Source organism: Streptomyces sp. MMS24-W38, assembly GCF_059889265.1.
In genome coordinates this window covers 147773-164561 of the sequence record NZ_JCBCPP010000002.1, presented here as the reverse complement: position 1 = coordinate 164561, position 16789 = coordinate 147773, and the positions used below count along the sequence as shown (strand labels likewise).

The window sequence follows — 16789 nt, the reverse complement described above, 5'->3', positions numbered from 1 at the left end:
GGAAGGGGGGAGGGCCACGGTCGGTACCGTGGCCCTCCCCCCTTCCGGTGCGCTGCCGCCGGTCAGCCGACGGCCTGCTCGAGCGCGTTGTTGCGCAGGTCGAGCAGCGCCATCAGCACGGGCGGGTCCAGCGCCCCGACAGGGCGCAGCGCGATCTCGGCGGGCAGCAGCGCGGTCTCCGCGTGCGCGGTGACCGGCCCGTAGCGGCCGACGGAGACGGTGCCCTCGTCCCCCGTACCCGAGGGAAGGTGCTCGCTGCCGTACGGGACGGAGTGGACGAGCAGGTACCAGGTGCCCGCGGGAACGTCGCGCAGCTCGAAGGCGCCGGGGCCGTCCAGGACGGTGCAGCGCACCGGCTGTCCCTGGGGGACCGGTGTGGGGAAGAGGCCGACGAAACAGTGCCCGGGGGAGCGGCCCTCGGCCAGGGACACCTGCCCGCGCAGGGTGGTGCGCGGCCCGTCGCCCCCGTCGCCCTCGGGGTCGATGGCGGAGGTGAATCCGCCGAGCTCCCTGAACACGCTTGGAGAAACACCCACGCAGGCCTTGAACCGGGAGCTGAAGGTGCCCACGCTGCTGTATCCGACCTGACTGCTGATGTCGGCCACGCTGAATGTGGTGTCGAGCAGGAGGCGTTTCGCCTCCTGCAGCCGGAGTGCGGAGAGGAAACGTCCAGGGGAAGTGCCCGTCACATCCCGGAATACCCGGGTGAAGTGGAACTTGCTGAACATCGCGGTGCGCGCCATGTCGTCGATGGTGAGGTCTTGGCCGAGATTGGCCTGCATATCGTCTATCACCCTGTGGACTGCACGCTCGGTCGTGGTGGAGGTCACCGTTTCTCCCTGTGGTCGAGAATGGCGATGCCGCGCCTTTCAGTTCCGGGTCGTCGGCGTGGTCCGAACGGTGTCGGCGGGCCCCATGTCGGTCAGGCGGCGGCTGGCCAGGTCCTCGGCGAACCTGCGCCAGGTGTGGGAGCACTGCAGAGCCAGTTCGGCCACGATGGCCGTACAGTGCGGGGGTACGGCGCCCGCCTGCTGCCGCCATGCCTCGTCCACCACGAAGTGGGTGTGCAGCCAGCGCAGGAAGTGGCGTCCGGACTCGGACTGGCGCAGCGACGGGTCGGCGGCGAGATTGCGGAGCGTCTCCAGCGGGGTGCGGCTGCGTCCGCCGACGGCGGGCGGCCGCCCGCCCGCCGGCCGCCCGCCCGCCGGCCGCCCGGGTGCGGTTCCCGCCGGTTCCCGGTTCGCGAGGGTGGCCGGGGCGGAGCCGGCGTCCGGTGCCCGGCGCTCCGGCTCCTTGCCGCGCCGCCGGCTCGGCACCGGGGTCTCGCCGCGCTGGAGGCGCCTGCGTACGTCGTGGGCGGTGCCCAGGGACAGGCCGGACCACTCGGCGACGGCCCGCAGCGGCAGGTCCGGCTGGCTGGTCATGAGTTCCGCGGCACGCAGGCGCTCCAGGGTGCGGTCCAGCGGGTGGTCCTTGCCGTCGCTGCCCACCCGCGTGTTCGACTGCGGAGTCCCCACGGTTGAACTGCGCCGCACGGCCGCGACCGTCTTGGGGTCCAGCCCGGTGCAGGTGGCCACGGCCCGGTCGGAGAGGTCCGCGTGGGAGCGCAGGATGCGTTCGGCGGCGGCCTTGCGCTCCGCCGTCGACAGCGGCAGCCCGTGGGCTATGTTCGCGGACACCGAGCGCAGGAACGTGTCCTTCTCGGGCCCGTCGAAGTAGTGCACCTCGACGGCGTCCTGGCCCATCAGGGCGGCGGCGGCCACCCGGTGCGAACCGTCGATGATCCGCATCGTCGGCCGGTGGACCAGTATCGGCGGCAGTGAGGCGAGGATGTCGGCGAGGCGCTGCACATGCGCGTGGTCGACCCCGTTCAGCCGGGGGGAGTCGGCCGGAAGCAACGCGACGATACGGACCCGCTGGGTGTAGTTCGTCGGCAGCTCCAGAGCCTTGTCGCTTTCCAACCTGACACCCCCCTGAACCGGTACGAATTGTTCCGGCGTGCCTCTTCATTGCGCGGCACAGGCCCTGTTTCTGGCAGAAGAGGAATACGTGGCAGGAACGTTAGGCGATCGAACGGTCTTTTGGGTGGGGTGGCGGGGGCGATGCGTCGACTCCGCCTAGTTCATTCATGCAACTCGCTGTTCGGTGAACGCGCAGGGAGGTCAGTTGTTTGAAAAGACTCGGCAGTTCTACGTTCTCCCCACACCCCAGGTGAATCCACCAACGAGACCGGGAGGACGCGTTGCAGGCATCGGCAAGAATTCCCGAGCGCAGGGTCGAAATCGGAGACGAGGCGACCCTCACCCTCGAGGCCTATGCGGACACCATCGTTCCCGGCGAGAAGCGCCGGTCCGGCGACCGGGCGATAGCCGGCGCCGGCACGGGAGGAGGAGCGGTCGCCGCTGGCGCCCTGGACCTCCTGCGCTGGGACGCCACCGGCATCTCCGACGGGCTGGAGGACCTGGCCGGCCTCGTCAACGGCCACGCCAGGGCCTACGCGGCCGAGGCCGGACTGGAGCCGGACGACACGGTGCCGCCCTTCGTGGCCCTCGACTACGAGGACCGGGTGCGGCTGATCCAGCGGCTGACCACCCCGGGCCATCCGGAGAAGGACTTCTGGGTCCTGCTCTCCCTGTTCTGCAACATGGCCTTCGACTCCGCCGCCCACCTGCACACCGCGCAGGCCATCGAGGACGGCCATCCCGGTCTCGCGGCGATGGGCATCACCGCCCCCGACGCCGACGGCCTGTGGCGGTTCGCGGACTTCGGCTACGGCCGCAAACTGGCCGACCTCCACCCCGACACCACCCCGACCGGGAGCCCGGCATGAGCAACGCGATCGAGAAGACCGATGTCCTGGTCATCGGCAGCGGCTTCGGCGGGGCTATCACCGCCTACCACCTCGCCGCCGGCGGTGCGAAGGTCACCGTGCTGGAGCGCGGGCCCTGGCTGCGCAGCACCGACTTCGAGCACGACTACAAGCTGGGGTCCTCCTACACGCGGGCCTTCGACTTCGTCGTCGGCGACGGGATGAGCGTGCTGGGCGGCAACTGCGTCGGCGGCGGCAGCGTCGTCTACTTCGCGGCCATGCCGCGCGCCCCGCGCTTCGTCTTCGACCGCAAGGGCAGCATCGGCCGCCGTATGTGGCCCTCCGCCCTCAGCCGCGACACCCTCGACCCGTGGTACGACCGGATCGAGGAGTCCCTCTCGGTGAGCAAGCAGGAGTGGAGCGACGTCAGTTACGCCGGAGGCCTGTGGGCGGCGGCCTGCCACCACGCCGGCCGCACCGCCAACCCGCTCGCCGTCGCCATCGACAACTCCAAGTGCGCCAACTGCAACTTCATGATGGCCGGCTGCCGGTTCGAGGCGAAGCAGTCGCTCACCGTCAACTACCTGCCAGCCGCGATCGCCCACGGAGCCGAGATCCGGCCCCTGCACGAGGTGCAGCACCTGACCAGGACCGCGGAGGGGGACTACCGGGTCCACTACAACGTCGTCGATGACCAGGACTACCGGCTGCACAACGGCTCCGGCGTGATCCAGGCCAAGATCGTCGTCATGGCGGCCGGCGCCGCGGCCACACCGGTCATCCTCCAGCGCAGCGAGTCCCACCTCGGCGCGATGCCGCACGCGGTCGGCCGCTACTTCTCCGGCAACGGGGAGCGGCTCAACACCGCCGTCCTCGACGAGGACAAGGTCGCCGAACTCCTCGGCCTGTCCCGCGGCGAGGGAGCCCTGCCCTACGGTGCCAACGCGATCGGCAGGGGGCCGACCGTGGCCAGCTGGGACAAGCTGGACGGCTCGCTGCCCGAGTACTCCCGCTACTCGCTGGAGCAGCTGTACTTCCCGCCGGGCCTGGGAACCATCCTCGCCCAGGTGCCCGACGCCACCGGACCGACCTGGTTCGGCAGGGAGAAGAAGGAGATCCTCCGGAACTGGAAGTCCTGGCTGACGATCTTCTCGATGACCGAGGACGACAACGAGGGCGTCTTCGGCCCGCCGCCGACGACCGGCAACGCCCTGCGCATCTCCCAGCAGATGCTCGGCCGCGGCACCCTCTCCTACCGGCCGACGAAGAACACCTGGCACGGCTGGAACCAGGCCGACGCCGAGGTGAAGGAGATCCTGGAGAAGGACGGCCTCGCCAAGGTGATGCCGTGGACCAACGACCTGGTCGGCGCCTACACCGTGCACCCCCTCGCCTCCTGCCGGATGGGCGACGACCCCCGCACCTCGGCCCTGGACGACACCAACGAACTGCGCGGTCACTCCGGCGTCTTCGTCACCGACGCGTCCGCGATTCCCGGAGCGCTCACCGTCAACCCGGCGATGACCATCGCGGCCGTCGCCGAACGCGCGGTGCCGCACATCGTGGCGGCGGCCCGGCGCAGGGGAGTGGCGGTGAACTACGGGGCCCCGGCACCCACCGGACACAAGAGCGGCCGTGACGTGGTCCTGCCGTTGCTGCGCAGGGGGGCCAGGCAGCCGGCCGGAGTGTGACCGGTACCGACGGGCGCGCTTGCCGCCGGCCGGTCGGTTGCTTCACAGGACTTTCTCTTCCCCGGTGAGTTGCTTCACGCAACCGGCCCGCGATCCCAGGAGGCAGCGGTGCGACCGCTCGTGAGAACCATGGTGAAAGGCTCCCTCAAGCAGATCCGGCACGTCACCGCCGTCCCGCCGCACGAGGCGAAGGGCCTGGTGGCCGACGTCTACCGCCGGGCCCGCCGGGAGTTCGGGATCCTCGCGCCGCCGCTGGCGCTGCACTCCCCGGCGCCCGAGGCGCTCGCCGCCTGCTGGATCCTGCTGCGCGAGACCCTCCTCGTCGAGGGCCGGGCCGGCCGGGCCGCCAAGGAGGCCGTCGCCACCGGCGTGTCCCAGGCGAACGAGTGCGCGTACTGCGTCGACGTTCACCGCGCCAAGCTGCAGACCCTCTCCGGGCCGGACACCACGACTCTCGCGGCCGTCACCGACTGGGCCCGCGGCCTCACCACCGCCGACGGCCCGCCCGAGGCCGTGCCCTTCGCCGCCGGTCACCTGCCCGAGCTGCTGGCCACCGCCGTCACGTTCCACTACCTCAACCGCATGGTCCTGCTGTTCCTGCCCGACTCGCCCGTGCCCGGTGCGGCCCCCAGGGCCGGGCACGGACCGGCGCTGCGGATCGTCGCGCGGGCCATGCGCCCGGACACCGGCACCACGGTCACCGCCGGAGCCGCCCTCGGCCTGCTGCCCGCCGCGCCGCTGCCGGCCGCGCTCGCCTGGGCCCGGCCCGAACCGGTCGTCGCCGCGGCCCTGTCCCGCGCCGTCGCGGGCGTGGACGCGGCCGCCGAACGCCGGGTCCCCGAACCCGTGCGGGAGCTGCTGCACGCCGAACTCGCCGTGAGCGACGGCCCGGCGCCCGGCCCGAGCCGTGCCTGGCTCGAGCCCCTCGTCGCCCCGCTCGTCCCCGACCAGCGGCCCATCGCGCGGCTGGCCCTGCTCATCGCGCTCGCCCCGTACCAGATCACCGATGCGGACGTGACGGCGTTCCGGGCCGTGTGGCCCGGCGACCGCGAGCTCGTCGAGCTCGCCGCCTGGGCGTCCCTCACCGCCGCCGTCCGGGCCGCGAGCCGTTTCGCACAGCCCGTCCCCGACGTCCCCCGCACCGCACCCTCAGGCGGCCGCTCGTAGGCAGCCGCCGGACCGGCCACGACACGAGAAACCGACCTCGCACGACAGACCCCGAAGGAGCTTCTGTCATGAACAGCATCAACGACGTTCTGAAGGACCTGGCGACCGACATCGAGGAGACCGCCCGTCTCGTCGAGGGCCTCGACGAGACGGCGTGGAACGCGCCGACGCCCGCTCCCGGCTGGCGCATCGCCGACCAGATCGCCCACCTGACCTTCATCTTCCACCTGGCCGGCACCGCCGCCTCCGACCCGGAAGCCTTCGCCCGCATCGCCGCCGGTGCCTCCCACGACTTCGACGGAGCCGTCGACGCCGCCCTGCACCAGTTCAACCAGTTCCCGCCCGACCAGCTGCTGGCCCGCTTCCGCGCGTCGGGCCGGGCGTCCGTCGACGCCCTGGCCGCCGTCCCGGAGGGCGAGGTGGTGCCGTGGCTGGTCAACCCGCTGCCGCCCGCCGTGCTCGCGTCCGCGGGCATCATGGAGGTCTTCGGCCACGGACAGGACATCGCGGACGCGCTCGGCGTGCGCCGCGAGCCGACCGGGCGGCTGCGGCACCTGGTCTTCTTCGCCTTCCTCACCCGGGACTTCGGCTATCTGTCCCGCGGTCTCACCCCGCCCACCGAGCCGTTCCGCGTCGAGGTGACCTCGCCCACGGGCGAACTGTGGGCCTTCGGCCCCGAGGAGGCCACCGACCGGATCGCCGGTCCGGCCGAGGACTTCTGCCTCCTGGTCACCCGCCGCCGCCACCGTGCCGACCTGGCCCTGAAGGCGGAGGGCGCGGAGGCCGAGCGGTGGCTCGACATCGCCCAGGCCTACCGGGGGCCGGCCGGTGAGGGCCGGCGTCCGGGCCAGTTCACCGACCGGGGCGGTGAGCACTGAGCCGCGTGGGGGTCACCGCCCCCGCTCCCGCCACCGAGTCCCGTGCCCGCACCCCGCTGGCCGCCCGCCCGCCCGCATCCGCCCAGGAGCTGTCATGGCACCCGCCTTCCTGCGTACCGCCGTCGTCATCGGCTGCGGCGTCACGGGAACCTCGATCGCCCTGGCCCTCACCCGCGCCGGAGTCGACGTGGTCCTCGCCGACCAGGACGCGAGCGCGGTCGCCCGGGCACAGAGGCTGGGGGCGGGCACACCGTGGACCCCCAGCCGTCCGCCCGCGGACGTCGTCGTCGTCGCCACCCCGCCGTCCGCCGTCGTCGACGTCCTGCACGACGCCCAGGCCCGCGGCCTGGGCCACGTCTGCACCGACACCGCCGGGACCAAGGACATCGTCGCCGCCGAGGCCGAACTGCGCGGCTGCGATCTCAAGGGCTACGTCCCCGGGCATCCGCTGCCGGCCCGGGGTGCGACGGGCCCGTCCGCCTCCCGTTTCACCGGCCGGCCCTGGATCCTGTGCCCGTACGACACCACTCCCCGGTGGGCGCTGGCGGCGGTCGCCGAACTCGTCGTCCTGTGCGGAGCGACCCGCCGCGACATGACACCGCAGGACCACGACCGGGCCATGGCCGCCGTCAGCCATGTGCCGTACGTGGTGTCGGCCGTCGTGGCCGGCGGGCTCCTCGGCCTCGACCCCGGCCTGCTGCCGCTCGCCGGTGACGAGCTGGCCACCGTCGTCAGGGCCGTCACCGCCGTCCCGGGCGCCGGCAGCGACCTGCTGGCGCACAACGCCGGTCCGGTGGCCGACCGGCTCGACGAGGCGGCCGCCGGGCTGGCCGCCGCCGCCCGGATGCTCCACCGCGGTGAGGACACCGTGCCCGTCGAACTCGCCCTGCTGCTGGAGTGGGGAGAGCGGGGGCGGGCCGCGCTGGAGACGGCCGGCGAGCACCGCACGGCCGAGGATGCCCGCCGACGGGACCGGATGTGACGCTCACCCGGCCCCGACGCCGAACGAAGGACGACCACCCGTGACCCGACCCCTCTTCCTCCGCCCCGCCTACGAGGCCCTGTCCGCCTTCGGATGGCTGTTCATCGGCCCCGTCCCGCTCCCCGAGCGGCGGCCGTCCCCGACCGGACCCGCGCCCCCGCACCCCGGACAACTGTGCTCGGAGCGTCCCCTGACGGCCGTGGAGCACGTCCTGGACCGGCAGCTGACGGGCTGAGCGACCACCGGCCCCGCCACGGAGCCCGGCACCCCGGAGGGGGGCGCCGGGCTCCGTTGTGTCCCGCATGTCCCTCCCGCCACCGTTCGACTTGGCGAAGTCGGGTGAACACGCAGGTCACAGCAGTGCGTCGAGGACATGGCACGGGCGAAGATGCCGCTTCGAGGCGGCGAGGAAAACGATGGACGGGCCGTTGCGAGACGCCCTACGAGAACGGAGCCCCGCATGACACACGGCGTGCCGAACAAGCGCTTGCTGATGGTGATGCCCTACAGCCAGTTCGTCCGCAAGGCCGCGCAGGCGGGGTTCGAGGTGTGGGCGATCTGGGATCCGGCCCTGCGCGAACGGGCCTACCTCGGCTCGGTCGCCGAGCACGCCCGCGAGCTGCTGCTGACCGACTTCTCCGACGAAGGCGCGCTGCGCTCCCTGATCGCCTCCACCGTCCGGGCCCACGACATCGGCACCGTGCTGCACCTGGGAGCGGAGAGCAGCATGGGCCCGGCCGTGGCCGAGGCGGAGGCGCTCGGCCTGTCGCCCAACCCGGCCGCCGCCGTGCACCGCCTCAACGACAAGGCGGCGTTGCGCGCCCTGCTCGGCGAGCACGGGATCTCGCCCGTGCGCAGCGAAGCCGCCCCCACCGTCGAGGCGGTCGCCGCCGCCGTCGCACGTCTGCCGCTGCCCGTCGTGGTCAAACCCACCCGGCTGTCCGGAAGCCGCGGCATCGCCCTCATCCGGGACGCCGCCGACCTCGACGAGTGGACCGGGCGCGTCTCCGCCGCGGAACACACCGGCCCGTACCTGGTCGAGGAGTACCTGCGGGGGCCGGAGTTCAGCGTCGAGACCCTGTCCGTCGGTGGGACGCACCACGTCATCGGCATCACCGCCAAGCGCACCACCGGCGCACCGCTGTTCGTCGAGACCTCCCACATCCACCCGGCCTCCCTCGCCCCCGCCGACGACGCCACCGTCCGCACCCTGGTGACCCGGCTGCTCGACGCGGCCGGCCTGGTCTTCGGGCCGGCGCACACGGAGGTGATCCTCACCGAGCACGGTCCGCGCATCGTGGAGTCCCAGACACGGCTGGGCGGGGACCGCATCCCCCAGCTGATCGAGACCGCCACCGGGTACGACATCGAGGCGGAGATCTTCCGCACCCTCGCGGGGGCCGGCACCGAACCGCCCACGGCCCTGCACACCGCGGCCGTCGGCTTCTTCCTGCTGCCGCCGGGGCGCCTGGCGGAGGTCCGCGGCCTCGATGCCGTCCGGGCCCTGCCCTACGTGCACACCCTGCACTTCCCCTTCGCCCCCGGGGACGAGCTGCCGCCCACCACCGACTCCGCCACCCGCCACGGCTACGTCGTCGTCGACGCCCAGTCACCGGCCGAGGCGGAGGAGCGCATCGCCCGCGTGCGCTCCCTGCTCGCCGCCGACGTGCGCGAAGCCATCGCATCGAAGGGAAACCCGCGTTGAGCCCTGTCCCGACCGTGCTGCTGATCGGCGGCGTCGACGCCCATCTGGAGCGCTTCGACGCGCTCGGGGCGAAGATCGTCCTGATCCAGCACCCCGACAAGATCACGCCGTACCAGACCCGCACCGCCCACGCGCTGCTGATGCTGGACTACACCGACTGGGAGACCGTACGGCCCTTCGCCGAGGCCGCCCGCGCCGTCTACGGCGCCGACGCGGTGATCTCCCTCACCGAACCCGGTCTCGATCCCGCCGCCCGGCTGTCCGACTTGTTCGGGCTGAGCGACGGCAGGCGTTACGAGGCGAGCCGCCGGATGCGCGACAAGTACCTGATGCGCCGGCACCTCGCCGAAAGCGGTCTGCCCGTCCCCGAGCACGGCCTCGTCGACGGCCCCGGCTCCCTGGCGGCCTTCGGCGAGCGGGCCGGCTACCCCTTCATCGTCAAGCCCGTCTCCACGACCGCCGGATTCGGTCTGCTGCGGGTGGAGGGCCCGCAGGATCTCGACGCCGCCTGGGCGCGGATCAGGCAGCTGGAGGGAGGGCGCACCGACCGCGGTTCCACCATGTTCACCGTCGACGGCTTCCTCATGGAGTCCTACATCGACGGCCCCGAGTTCAGTGTCGAGTCGCTCAGTTTCGCCGGCCGCCACGTCGTCGTCGCCGTCACCGAGAAACTCACCGACGACTCCCACTTCGCCGAGCTCGGCCACGTCGTGCCCGCCCGGCTCTCCGGGACCGACCGGACCCGGCTCGTCACCGCGGTCGAGGACTTCCTGACCACGATGGACGTCACGGACGGGCCGAGCCACACCGAGATGCGGCTCTCCGCCCGCGGCCCCGTGGTCATCGAGTCCCACAACCGGCTCGGCGGCGGCCACATCCCGGAGCTGGTCCGCGCCGCCTACGGCATCGACCTGATCGCCTACGGGGCCGCCTGGCCGCTGGGCCTGATCGAGCCGCTGGCCGCCCCGCCCGAGCCCGTTGCCGCGGCCGTCACCCGTTTCGTGCTGCGCGGCCCCGGCACCGTCACCGCCGTCCACGGCGTCGAGGAGGTCGCCGCCCGGCCCGAGGTGCTGCTCGCCCAGGTGTCGGTCCGGCCCGGTGACACCGTGCGTGAGCTGCGTGACAACTGGGACCGGCTCGGCAGTGTCGCGGTGACGGCGGCCGACCCTGCCGGTGCGGTCCGGCTGTGCGAGCACTTGGTCCGCGAGGAGATCCGCATCGACGTCGCCCCGGCGGTCGAGGAAGTGCTGCGGGCGGCCTGAGCCGGCGTACCCCACCCGACCAGGAGGAGTTGACCATCATGTCCGAACGACGAGGACTGCTGACCACCCTGCGCGAGGACCTCGGCGTCGTCGTCGAACGGGACCCGTCCCTCGGCGGCCGCCGGGAGGCACTGGGGCACACCGGCCTGTCCGCCCTGTGGGCCCACCGCGTCGCGCACCGGCTCCACCGCGGGCGCACCCGCTGGGCCGCGCGCACGGTCGCCCGTGTCGCGCGCCGCCGCACCGGGGTCGAGATCCACCCCGGCGCGAGACTCGGCCGACGGGTCTTCATCGACCACGGCGCGTCCATAGTGATCGGGCAGACGGCCGTCGTCGGCGACGACGTGACGATCTACCAGCAGGTCACGCTGGGAGCCGTCGGCTGGTGGGCCGACAACGCGCGCCCTCCCGGCGCCCGGCGGCACCCGGTGATCGGAGACCGGGTCGTCCTCGGCGCCAACGCCACCGTGCTCGGTCCCGTCACGGTCGGCGACGACTGCCTGATCGGGGCCATGGCCACCGTCACGGACGACATCCCGCCCGGCACCCGCGTCTACGCGGCCCCCTCGGTCGTCCGCCTCGCACCGGGGCTGGCCCCCGCGGGCGCGCACCCGGCCGAACCCGCGCCACCCGCCCTCGACGCCGTCCGCCTGCTCGCCTCGGCGGGTTCCTGGTGAGCGGCCGCGGGCCGCACCGTCCCCCTCCGTCCACCCGGACACCCGAACCGCCCTGGAGACTGCCGTGACCACCGCCGTCCGTACCGAACGCAACGTCGCCGCCGGGCTCGAAGAGCTCATCGGCCGCACCCCCCTAGTCCGTCTCGCCGTCGCCGGGGCCGCACCCGGCGCGGAGGTGCTCGCCAAACTGGAAGCCGTCAATCCGTTCGCCAGCAGCAAGGACCGCGCCGCCCTGGCGATGCTGCGCGGTGCCGAGGAACGCGGCGACCTGGTCCCCGGCAGCACCGTGGTGGAGTCCACCTCGGGCAACACCGGCATCGCCCTGGCGGCCATGGCCGCCCGACGCGGCTACCGCTGCATCGTCGTCCTGCCCGACAGCGCCACCCCCGAGCGGATCGGCCTGCTGACCGCGCTGGGCGCCGAGGTCGTGCAGACGCCCAGCGAGCTGCGGTTCGCGGGAGCCATCGCCAAGGCGGAGGAGATCCAGGCCGCGACCCCCGGGTCCTGGTACGTGCGCCAGCACGAGAACCCCGACAACGTCCGCGCCCACTACGAGAGCACAGGCCCGGAAATCTGGGCCGACACCGGCGGCCGCGTCGACGTACTCGTCGTGGGCGTCGGCACCGGCGGCACCCTCACCGGTGCCGGACGCTACCTGCGGGAGCGCAACCCCGGCCTGAGGATCGTCGCCGTCGAACCGGAGAACTCCCCGGTGCTGTCCCGGGGTCATGCGGGCAACCACCGCATCCCCGGCCTCAACGGCGGCTTCGTGTCGCCCACCACCGACGTCGCGCTCATCGACGAGGTGATCACCTGCTCGGACGAGGAAGCCCTGGCCACCGCTCTCGCCCTGGTACGCGAACAGGGCCTGTTCGCGGGAATCTCCTCCGGCGCCGCCGCGTACGCGGCGGCTCTCCTCGCGCGGCGGCCCGAGTCCGCCGGCCAGTCCGTCGTCACGATCCTGCCCGACACCGGCGAGCGCTACGTCAGCATCTTCAGCGAAGGGGTCCCCTCATGACCGTCCTGGTCCTGCACCGAGGCTCCCTGCGGGCCAACCCCTACGAGCGGTGGCTCGCCGGCGGGGAGGAGAAGATCGTCCTGCTCGGTTCGGCCGAGCAGCTCGCCCTGTTCGGCGAGGACCTGCCCACCGCCGCGCCCTACCTGCACGCCGAGGTGCTGCCCGACTACGACACCAGCCCCCGCGTCGCCGAACGGGCCGCCGAGCTCATCGAGGAGTTCGGCGTCACGGACCTGGTGGCCTGCCAGGAGTTCGACATCGAGCGTGCCGCCGCGCTGCGCGAGCGCTACGACCTCCCGGGCCAGCGGCCGGACACCGCGCTGGTCTACCGGGACAAGTGGGAGATGAAGCAGGCCGCCGTACGGGCCGGCATCAAGGTCGCCGACCACGCCCTGCTGCGCACGGCCGCCGACCTCACCGGCTTCGCCGACCGCCACGGGCTGCCCGTGGTGGTCAAACCGCGCCGCGGCGCCCTGTCCGTCGGCGTGGCCGTCCTGCGCACCGGCGGGGAACTGGCCGCGTGGCTCGCCACCGCCGAACTCACCGGCCCGGACGGCGAGCCGCAGTGGCTGGCCGAGACGTTCGTCCAGGGCTCCATGTGCCACATCGACGGCACTGTCCTGGACGGACGGATCACCACCCTCTGGCCCTCCCGGTACCTGTACGCGCTGGCCGACTTCCGCGACCGCGCCGGCCGGGTCGACATCGCCCTCGACACCGCCGATCCGCTCACCCACAGGCTCACCGAGTTCGGTGAGGCGGTCCTGGACGCCTTCGGTGGACCCGAGCACTTCGCCTTCCACATCGAGGTGTTCCACACGGACGACGACGAACTCGTCCTGTGCGAGGCCGCCTCGCGCGCGGGCGGGGCCGGGGTCCGTGACGTCCAGCAGGCCCTGTTCGGCTTCGACCCCATGGAGTACCCGGTGCGCCGCCAACTGGGCCTGCCCGTGGACCTCGAAGGCCGGGCGGCTCCCGTGCGGATCGCCGGACAGCTGCTGTTCACCAAGCGCCCCGGTGTGCTGCGCGCCCTGCCCGACCCGGCCACACTGCCGCCGAGCGTGCTCAAGTACACGACGTACGCGCGGCCGGGGGAGGAGGTGCCCGAGGCCTCGCACTCCGGGGACTTCCTCGCCGCCTTCGTGATCGCGGGCGCGGACCGGGCCGAGTGCGAGGCCCGCATCAGGGCCGCCGAGGCTTGGTTCACCGCCGGTCTCGACATCGGCTGAGCCGCCGATCTGGCCAAGTACGCGCCAGGTGTGCGGCGGCGCGGGGCGCGGCAATCCAGGAGATGCCCCGCCCCGGGCCGCTGTGTGACCGTTCCGGCAGAGCCGGTGGCACGGCGACGTCCGCCGTCCGCCGCGAGGGCCGATCGGATAGGACAACGCCTTGGTCAGCACATCGATTCAGCAGCTGTTCGCCGAGCGGGTGAGCTCCACGCCGGACGCGGTGGCCGTCTCGGCGCCCCTGGACGGCACCGCCTTGACCTACCGCCGGCTCGACGAACGCGCCAACCGGCTCGCGCACCGGCTGATCGGTCTCGGCGTGTGCCCGGGCGATCCGGTCGCGGTCCTGATGGAACGCTCGCCCGAGGTCGTGATCGCCCTGCTGGCCGTGCTGAAGGCCGGCGCCGTCTGCCTGCCCCTGCACAGCTCCCAGCCGCTCGCGCGGCTCCAGCAGATCACCGACCGCGCCGGTGCGCCCGTACTGCTGACCGACGCCGTGCTGCGCGAGCGCGGACTTCCGCGGGCCGGCGAAGTCGTCGAGCCCGCCACCGACCCGGCGGTGGCTGTCTCCCCGGCCACCGACCCGGGTGTCGCGTGCGGTCCCGACGCCGTGGCCTGCGTCATCCACACCTCCGGATCCACCGGCGAACCCAAGGGCGTGGAGGTCACCCACCGCGGCGTCCTCGCGTTCGCCGCCGACACCTCCTGGGGCCCGGCGCACCGGCGGATCCTGTCCCTGGCCCCCTACGCCTTCGGCGTCTCTGCGTACGAGATCTGGGTGCCGCTGCTGAACGGCGGCCGTATCGTGCTGGCCCCGCCGGGTGCACCCGACGTGGCCACCGTCCGCCGGCTCCTCGCGGACGAGGGCATCACCGCCCTGCACGTGACGGCCGGGCTCTTCCGCGTCTTCGCCCAGGAGGCGCCCGAGATCTTCTCTCCCGTCAGGGAGGTCCTCACCGGCGGCGACGTCATCGCCCCGTCGGCCGTACGGCGCGTGCTGGACGCCTGCCCGGGCACCGTCGTACGGGCCATGTACGGTGCCACCGAGCTCACCGCCTTCGCGGCGCACGCCACGATGACCGCCTCCAGCCCGCCCCACGGCCCGGTCCCCGTGGGCCGGCCGATGGACGGCGTGGAACTCCGGCTGCTCGGATCCGGCCTCGTCCCCGTGCCCGACGGGGAGACCGGCGAGCTGTGCGTCGCCGGGGACCGGCTGGCCCGCGGCTACCACCGCAACGCCGCCCTGACCGACGAGCGTTTCGTCACCGGCCCCGGCGGCACGCGCATGTACCGCACCGGGGACCTCATGAGGCGTACCGCCGACGGGCTGCTGGAGTTCGCCGGACGCCTCGGCGACCAGGTGAAGATCCGCGGCCACCTGGTGGAGCCGGGCGAGGTGGAGCACGTGCTGGGCCGCCTGGACGGCGTGGCGGACGCCGCCGTCGTCGCCCGGGACGACGTCCTCGGCGAGGACAAGCGGCTCGTCGCCTACGTGGTGCCCGGACCCGCGGGCGTCTCCCCCGACGGCCTGCGCACCGCGGTCGCCGCCCTGCTGCCCGACTACATGGTGCCCGCCGCCTTCGTCGAGCTCGACGTCCTGCCCCTGACGCCCAACGGCAAGCTGGATCGCGCCGCGCTGCCCGTCCCCGAGCGGCCCGCTCCGGCGCCGGACCCCGGCGACCTCACGCCCGGTCGGCAGGCGCTGTGCGGCCTGTTCGCCCGCGCGCTCGGCCTCGACGCGGTCGGCCCCCACGACAGCTTCTTCGAGCTGGGCGGCGAATCCCTCCAGGCCATACGGCTCGCCGGCCGCATCGGCGCGGAACTGGGCGTCGAGGTGTCCGTCGCGGACATCCTCAGCCACCCGACCGTCGCCGAACTCGAAACCCGGCTGCGGGAGCTGACCCCTGCCCCCCTCTAGGCCCACCCGGGCACGACGCGGTCGCCCACGACCGGGAAAAGGATTGGTCACCTTGAGCATCACCGCCGCAGCGCCGCAGACGGACGGCCGCGCCCAGCGGATTCCGCTGTCGTACAACCAGCAGTTCCTGCGCGCCTTCGACAAGGGCGAGACGGACGGCGCCTTCGGCCACCGGCACACCCTCGTGTGCGGTTGGCGCGTCACCGGCGCCGTCGACACCGACGCCCTGCAGCGCGCCCTCGACGACGTGGTCGAACGGCACGAAGTGCTGCGCACCTCAGTGGTCGGCGACGACGAGGGCGGCCACCAGATCGTGCGCCCGCCCGCGCCGGCCGTCCTGGAGGTCACCGACCTGCCCGGCACGGACGTCTCGCGCGACCTGCGTGCCGAGGAGTTCCTGAACGACCTCGACGCCGCTCCCTACCTGGTGCGGGAACTGCCCCACCTGCGGGCCTTCCTGGGCCGCTTCGACGCCACCGACGCCGTCCTCGTGCTCGCCACCCACCACACGTCCACCGACGCCTGGTCCCTCCAGGTCCTGATGCGCGACCTGGTGGCCGCCTACCGCGCCCGTGCGGCCGGCGGCACGGCCGATCCGGGGGAGGTGCGCCAGTACCGGGAGTTCGCCCACTACCAGCAGGAGAACGCCGACAGCGGCCGCACGGACCAGGCCCGGGCCTACTGGCGCGAGCGCCTCGCCGGTGCCGCGATCACCGGCATCGCCTCCGACCGGCCGAGCCGGGCCGACCGGCCGAGCGCGTACGGCGTGCACCGCTTCGTCTTCGACGCCGCACTCTCCAGGAAGGTGGTGGCGTTCGCCCGGGCCGAGCGCTGCACCCCCTTCATGGTGCTGGCCGCCGCCTACAGCGTGCTGCTGCGCCGGCGCACCGGCACCACCGACGTCGTCTTCCCGACCTTCTCCTCGGGCCGTTACGAGGAGCGGTTCGCGGACACGGTCGGCCCGTTCTTCAACTTCGTGCCGATCCGCGTCGACACCGGCGACTGCACCACCCTCGCCGACGTGCTGGACCGCTCCCGCGCGGCCTGCGTGGGCGCCTACCGCAACGAGATCCCCTTCGCCCGGATCGCCGAAGACAGCCCGGCCCTGCTCGCGCCGTTCGCCGACGGCAACCTCGCCGTCGTCGCCTTCGAGGTGCTCCAGTCGGCGTTCCCGCTCGACGGCGAGGAGGCCGACGGCCCCCGTTTCACGGAGATCCGGCGCCGCACCCTGTCCCAGCAGGTCAGCTCGGCCATCCCGGACGGCGGCCTGTGGGCCATGGACGTCCTTCCCGGCGGCGAGCTCGCGGGCAGCCTGAAATTCGACCACAACCGCTTCGACGAGCGTACGGCCCGCGACCTGGTGGAGCAGTTCCGCCGCCTGCTCGCGGCCCTGAGTAGTGCCCCGCAGACGCCGCTGGCGCACCTGTGACCCCGACGCCCCGCAGGCCGCCCCTTC

General features: G+C 73.2%; 15 protein-coding genes. 13 read left to right on the top strand and 2 right to left on the bottom strand.

From position 1 onward, the window contains the following. Positions 1-62 precede the first annotated feature (62 nt). Together AC6F7H_RS33735 and AC6F7H_RS33730 are read right to left on the bottom strand one after the other, a co-directional pair. Positions 63-830 (bottom strand): helix-turn-helix domain-containing protein, encoded by a 768-nt coding sequence (locus AC6F7H_RS33735; RefSeq protein WP_500762481.1) that lies wholly within the window; start codon positions 828-830, stop codon positions 63-65. Between the two features lie 39 nt (positions 831-869). After that, positions 870-1961 carry a ParB/RepB/Spo0J family partition protein gene (locus tag AC6F7H_RS33730; protein ID WP_500762479.1) on the bottom strand — a complete coding sequence of 364 codons (1092 nt, stop codon included), beginning with the start codon at positions 1959-1961 and terminating at the stop codon, positions 870-872. Positions 1962-2242: 281 nt separating this feature from the next. Between AC6F7H_RS33730 and AC6F7H_RS33725 the strand changes: the two genes are divergently transcribed. The 13 genes from AC6F7H_RS33725 (at position 2243) to AC6F7H_RS33665 (ending at position 16762) form a co-directional block, all read left to right on the top strand. Further along, positions 2243-2830: a DUF5987 family protein gene (locus AC6F7H_RS33725; protein ID WP_500762477.1), complete on the top strand. Its 588-nt coding sequence runs from the start codon at positions 2243-2245 to the stop codon at positions 2828-2830. Continuing rightward, positions 2827-4500 (top strand): FAD-dependent oxidoreductase, encoded by a 1674-nt coding sequence (locus tag AC6F7H_RS33720; RefSeq protein WP_500762475.1) that lies wholly within the window; start codon positions 2827-2829, stop codon positions 4498-4500. The genes AC6F7H_RS33725 and AC6F7H_RS33720 overlap by 4 nt, the downstream gene beginning before the upstream one ends. Before the next feature lie 108 nt (positions 4501-4608). Then, a complete protein-coding gene (locus AC6F7H_RS33715; RefSeq protein ID WP_500762473.1) occupies positions 4609-5667 on the top strand; it encodes a carboxymuconolactone decarboxylase family protein in 1059 nt (352 codons plus the stop codon). A gap of 68 nt (positions 5668-5735) precedes the next feature. Then, positions 5736-6545: a TIGR03084 family metal-binding protein gene (locus AC6F7H_RS33710; RefSeq protein WP_500762471.1), complete on the top strand. Its 810-nt coding sequence runs from the start codon at positions 5736-5738 to the stop codon at positions 6543-6545. 94 nt (positions 6546-6639) lie between these two features. Beyond that, entirely contained in the window at positions 6640-7527 is an 888-nt protein-coding gene (locus AC6F7H_RS33705) for a prephenate dehydrogenase/arogenate dehydrogenase family protein (RefSeq protein ID WP_500762469.1), read from the top strand. 40 nt (positions 7528-7567) lie between these two features. Beyond that, a complete protein-coding gene (locus tag AC6F7H_RS33700; protein ID WP_500762467.1) occupies positions 7568-7762 on the top strand; it encodes a DUF6059 family protein in 195 nt (64 codons plus the stop codon). Between the two features lie 225 nt (positions 7763-7987). After that, a complete protein-coding gene (locus AC6F7H_RS33695; protein ID WP_500762465.1) occupies positions 7988-9232 on the top strand; it encodes an ATP-grasp domain-containing protein in 1245 nt (414 codons plus the stop codon). Beyond that, complete coding sequence (locus AC6F7H_RS33690) at positions 9229-10494, top strand: ATP-grasp domain-containing protein (RefSeq protein WP_500762463.1); 1266 nt, start codon at positions 9229-9231, stop codon at positions 10492-10494. The genes AC6F7H_RS33695 and AC6F7H_RS33690 overlap by 4 nt, the downstream gene beginning before the upstream one ends. A gap of 38 nt (positions 10495-10532) precedes the next feature. Then, positions 10533-11171 carry a serine O-acetyltransferase EpsC gene (gene epsC / locus AC6F7H_RS33685; protein WP_500762461.1) on the top strand — a complete coding sequence of 213 codons (639 nt, stop codon included), beginning with the start codon at positions 10533-10535 and terminating at the stop codon, positions 11169-11171. A gap of 64 nt (positions 11172-11235) precedes the next feature. Further along, positions 11236-12189 (top strand): cysteine synthase A, encoded by a 954-nt coding sequence (cysK, locus tag AC6F7H_RS33680; RefSeq protein WP_500762459.1) that lies wholly within the window; start codon positions 11236-11238, stop codon positions 12187-12189. Next, on the top strand, positions 12186-13418 hold the full coding sequence (locus AC6F7H_RS33675) for a NikS protein (protein WP_500762457.1): 1233 nt from the start codon (positions 12186-12188) through the stop codon (positions 13416-13418). The genes cysK and AC6F7H_RS33675 overlap by 4 nt, the downstream gene beginning before the upstream one ends. A gap of 160 nt (positions 13419-13578) precedes the next feature. Next, positions 13579-15333, top strand: coding sequence for a non-ribosomal peptide synthetase (locus tag AC6F7H_RS33670; protein WP_500762455.1), 1755 nt, complete (start codon positions 13579-13581; stop codon positions 15331-15333). Positions 15334-15385: 52 nt separating this feature from the next. Beyond that, positions 15386-16762, top strand: coding sequence for a condensation domain-containing protein (locus AC6F7H_RS33665; protein WP_500762453.1), 1377 nt, complete (start codon positions 15386-15388; stop codon positions 16760-16762). The last annotated feature ends 27 nt before the right edge of the window (positions 16763-16789 follow it).

Coding starts and splice junctions, on each gene's coding strand:
- AC6F7H_RS33710 (WP_500762471.1), top strand. CDS start 5,736: ATGAACAGCATCAACGACGTTCTGAAGGACCTGGCGACCGACATCGAG.
- AC6F7H_RS33695 (WP_500762465.1), top strand. CDS start 7,988: ATGACACACGGCGTGCCGAACAAGCGCTTGCTGATGGTGATGCCCTAC.
- AC6F7H_RS33675 (WP_500762457.1), top strand. CDS start 12,186: ATGACCGTCCTGGTCCTGCACCGAGGCTCCCTGCGGGCCAACCCCTAC.
- AC6F7H_RS33720 (WP_500762475.1), top strand. CDS start 2,827: ATGAGCAACGCGATCGAGAAGACCGATGTCCTGGTCATCGGCAGCGGC.
- epsC (WP_500762461.1), top strand. CDS start 10,533: ATGTCCGAACGACGAGGACTGCTGACCACCCTGCGCGAGGACCTCGGC.
- AC6F7H_RS33705 (WP_500762469.1), top strand. CDS start 6,640: ATGGCACCCGCCTTCCTGCGTACCGCCGTCGTCATCGGCTGCGGCGTC.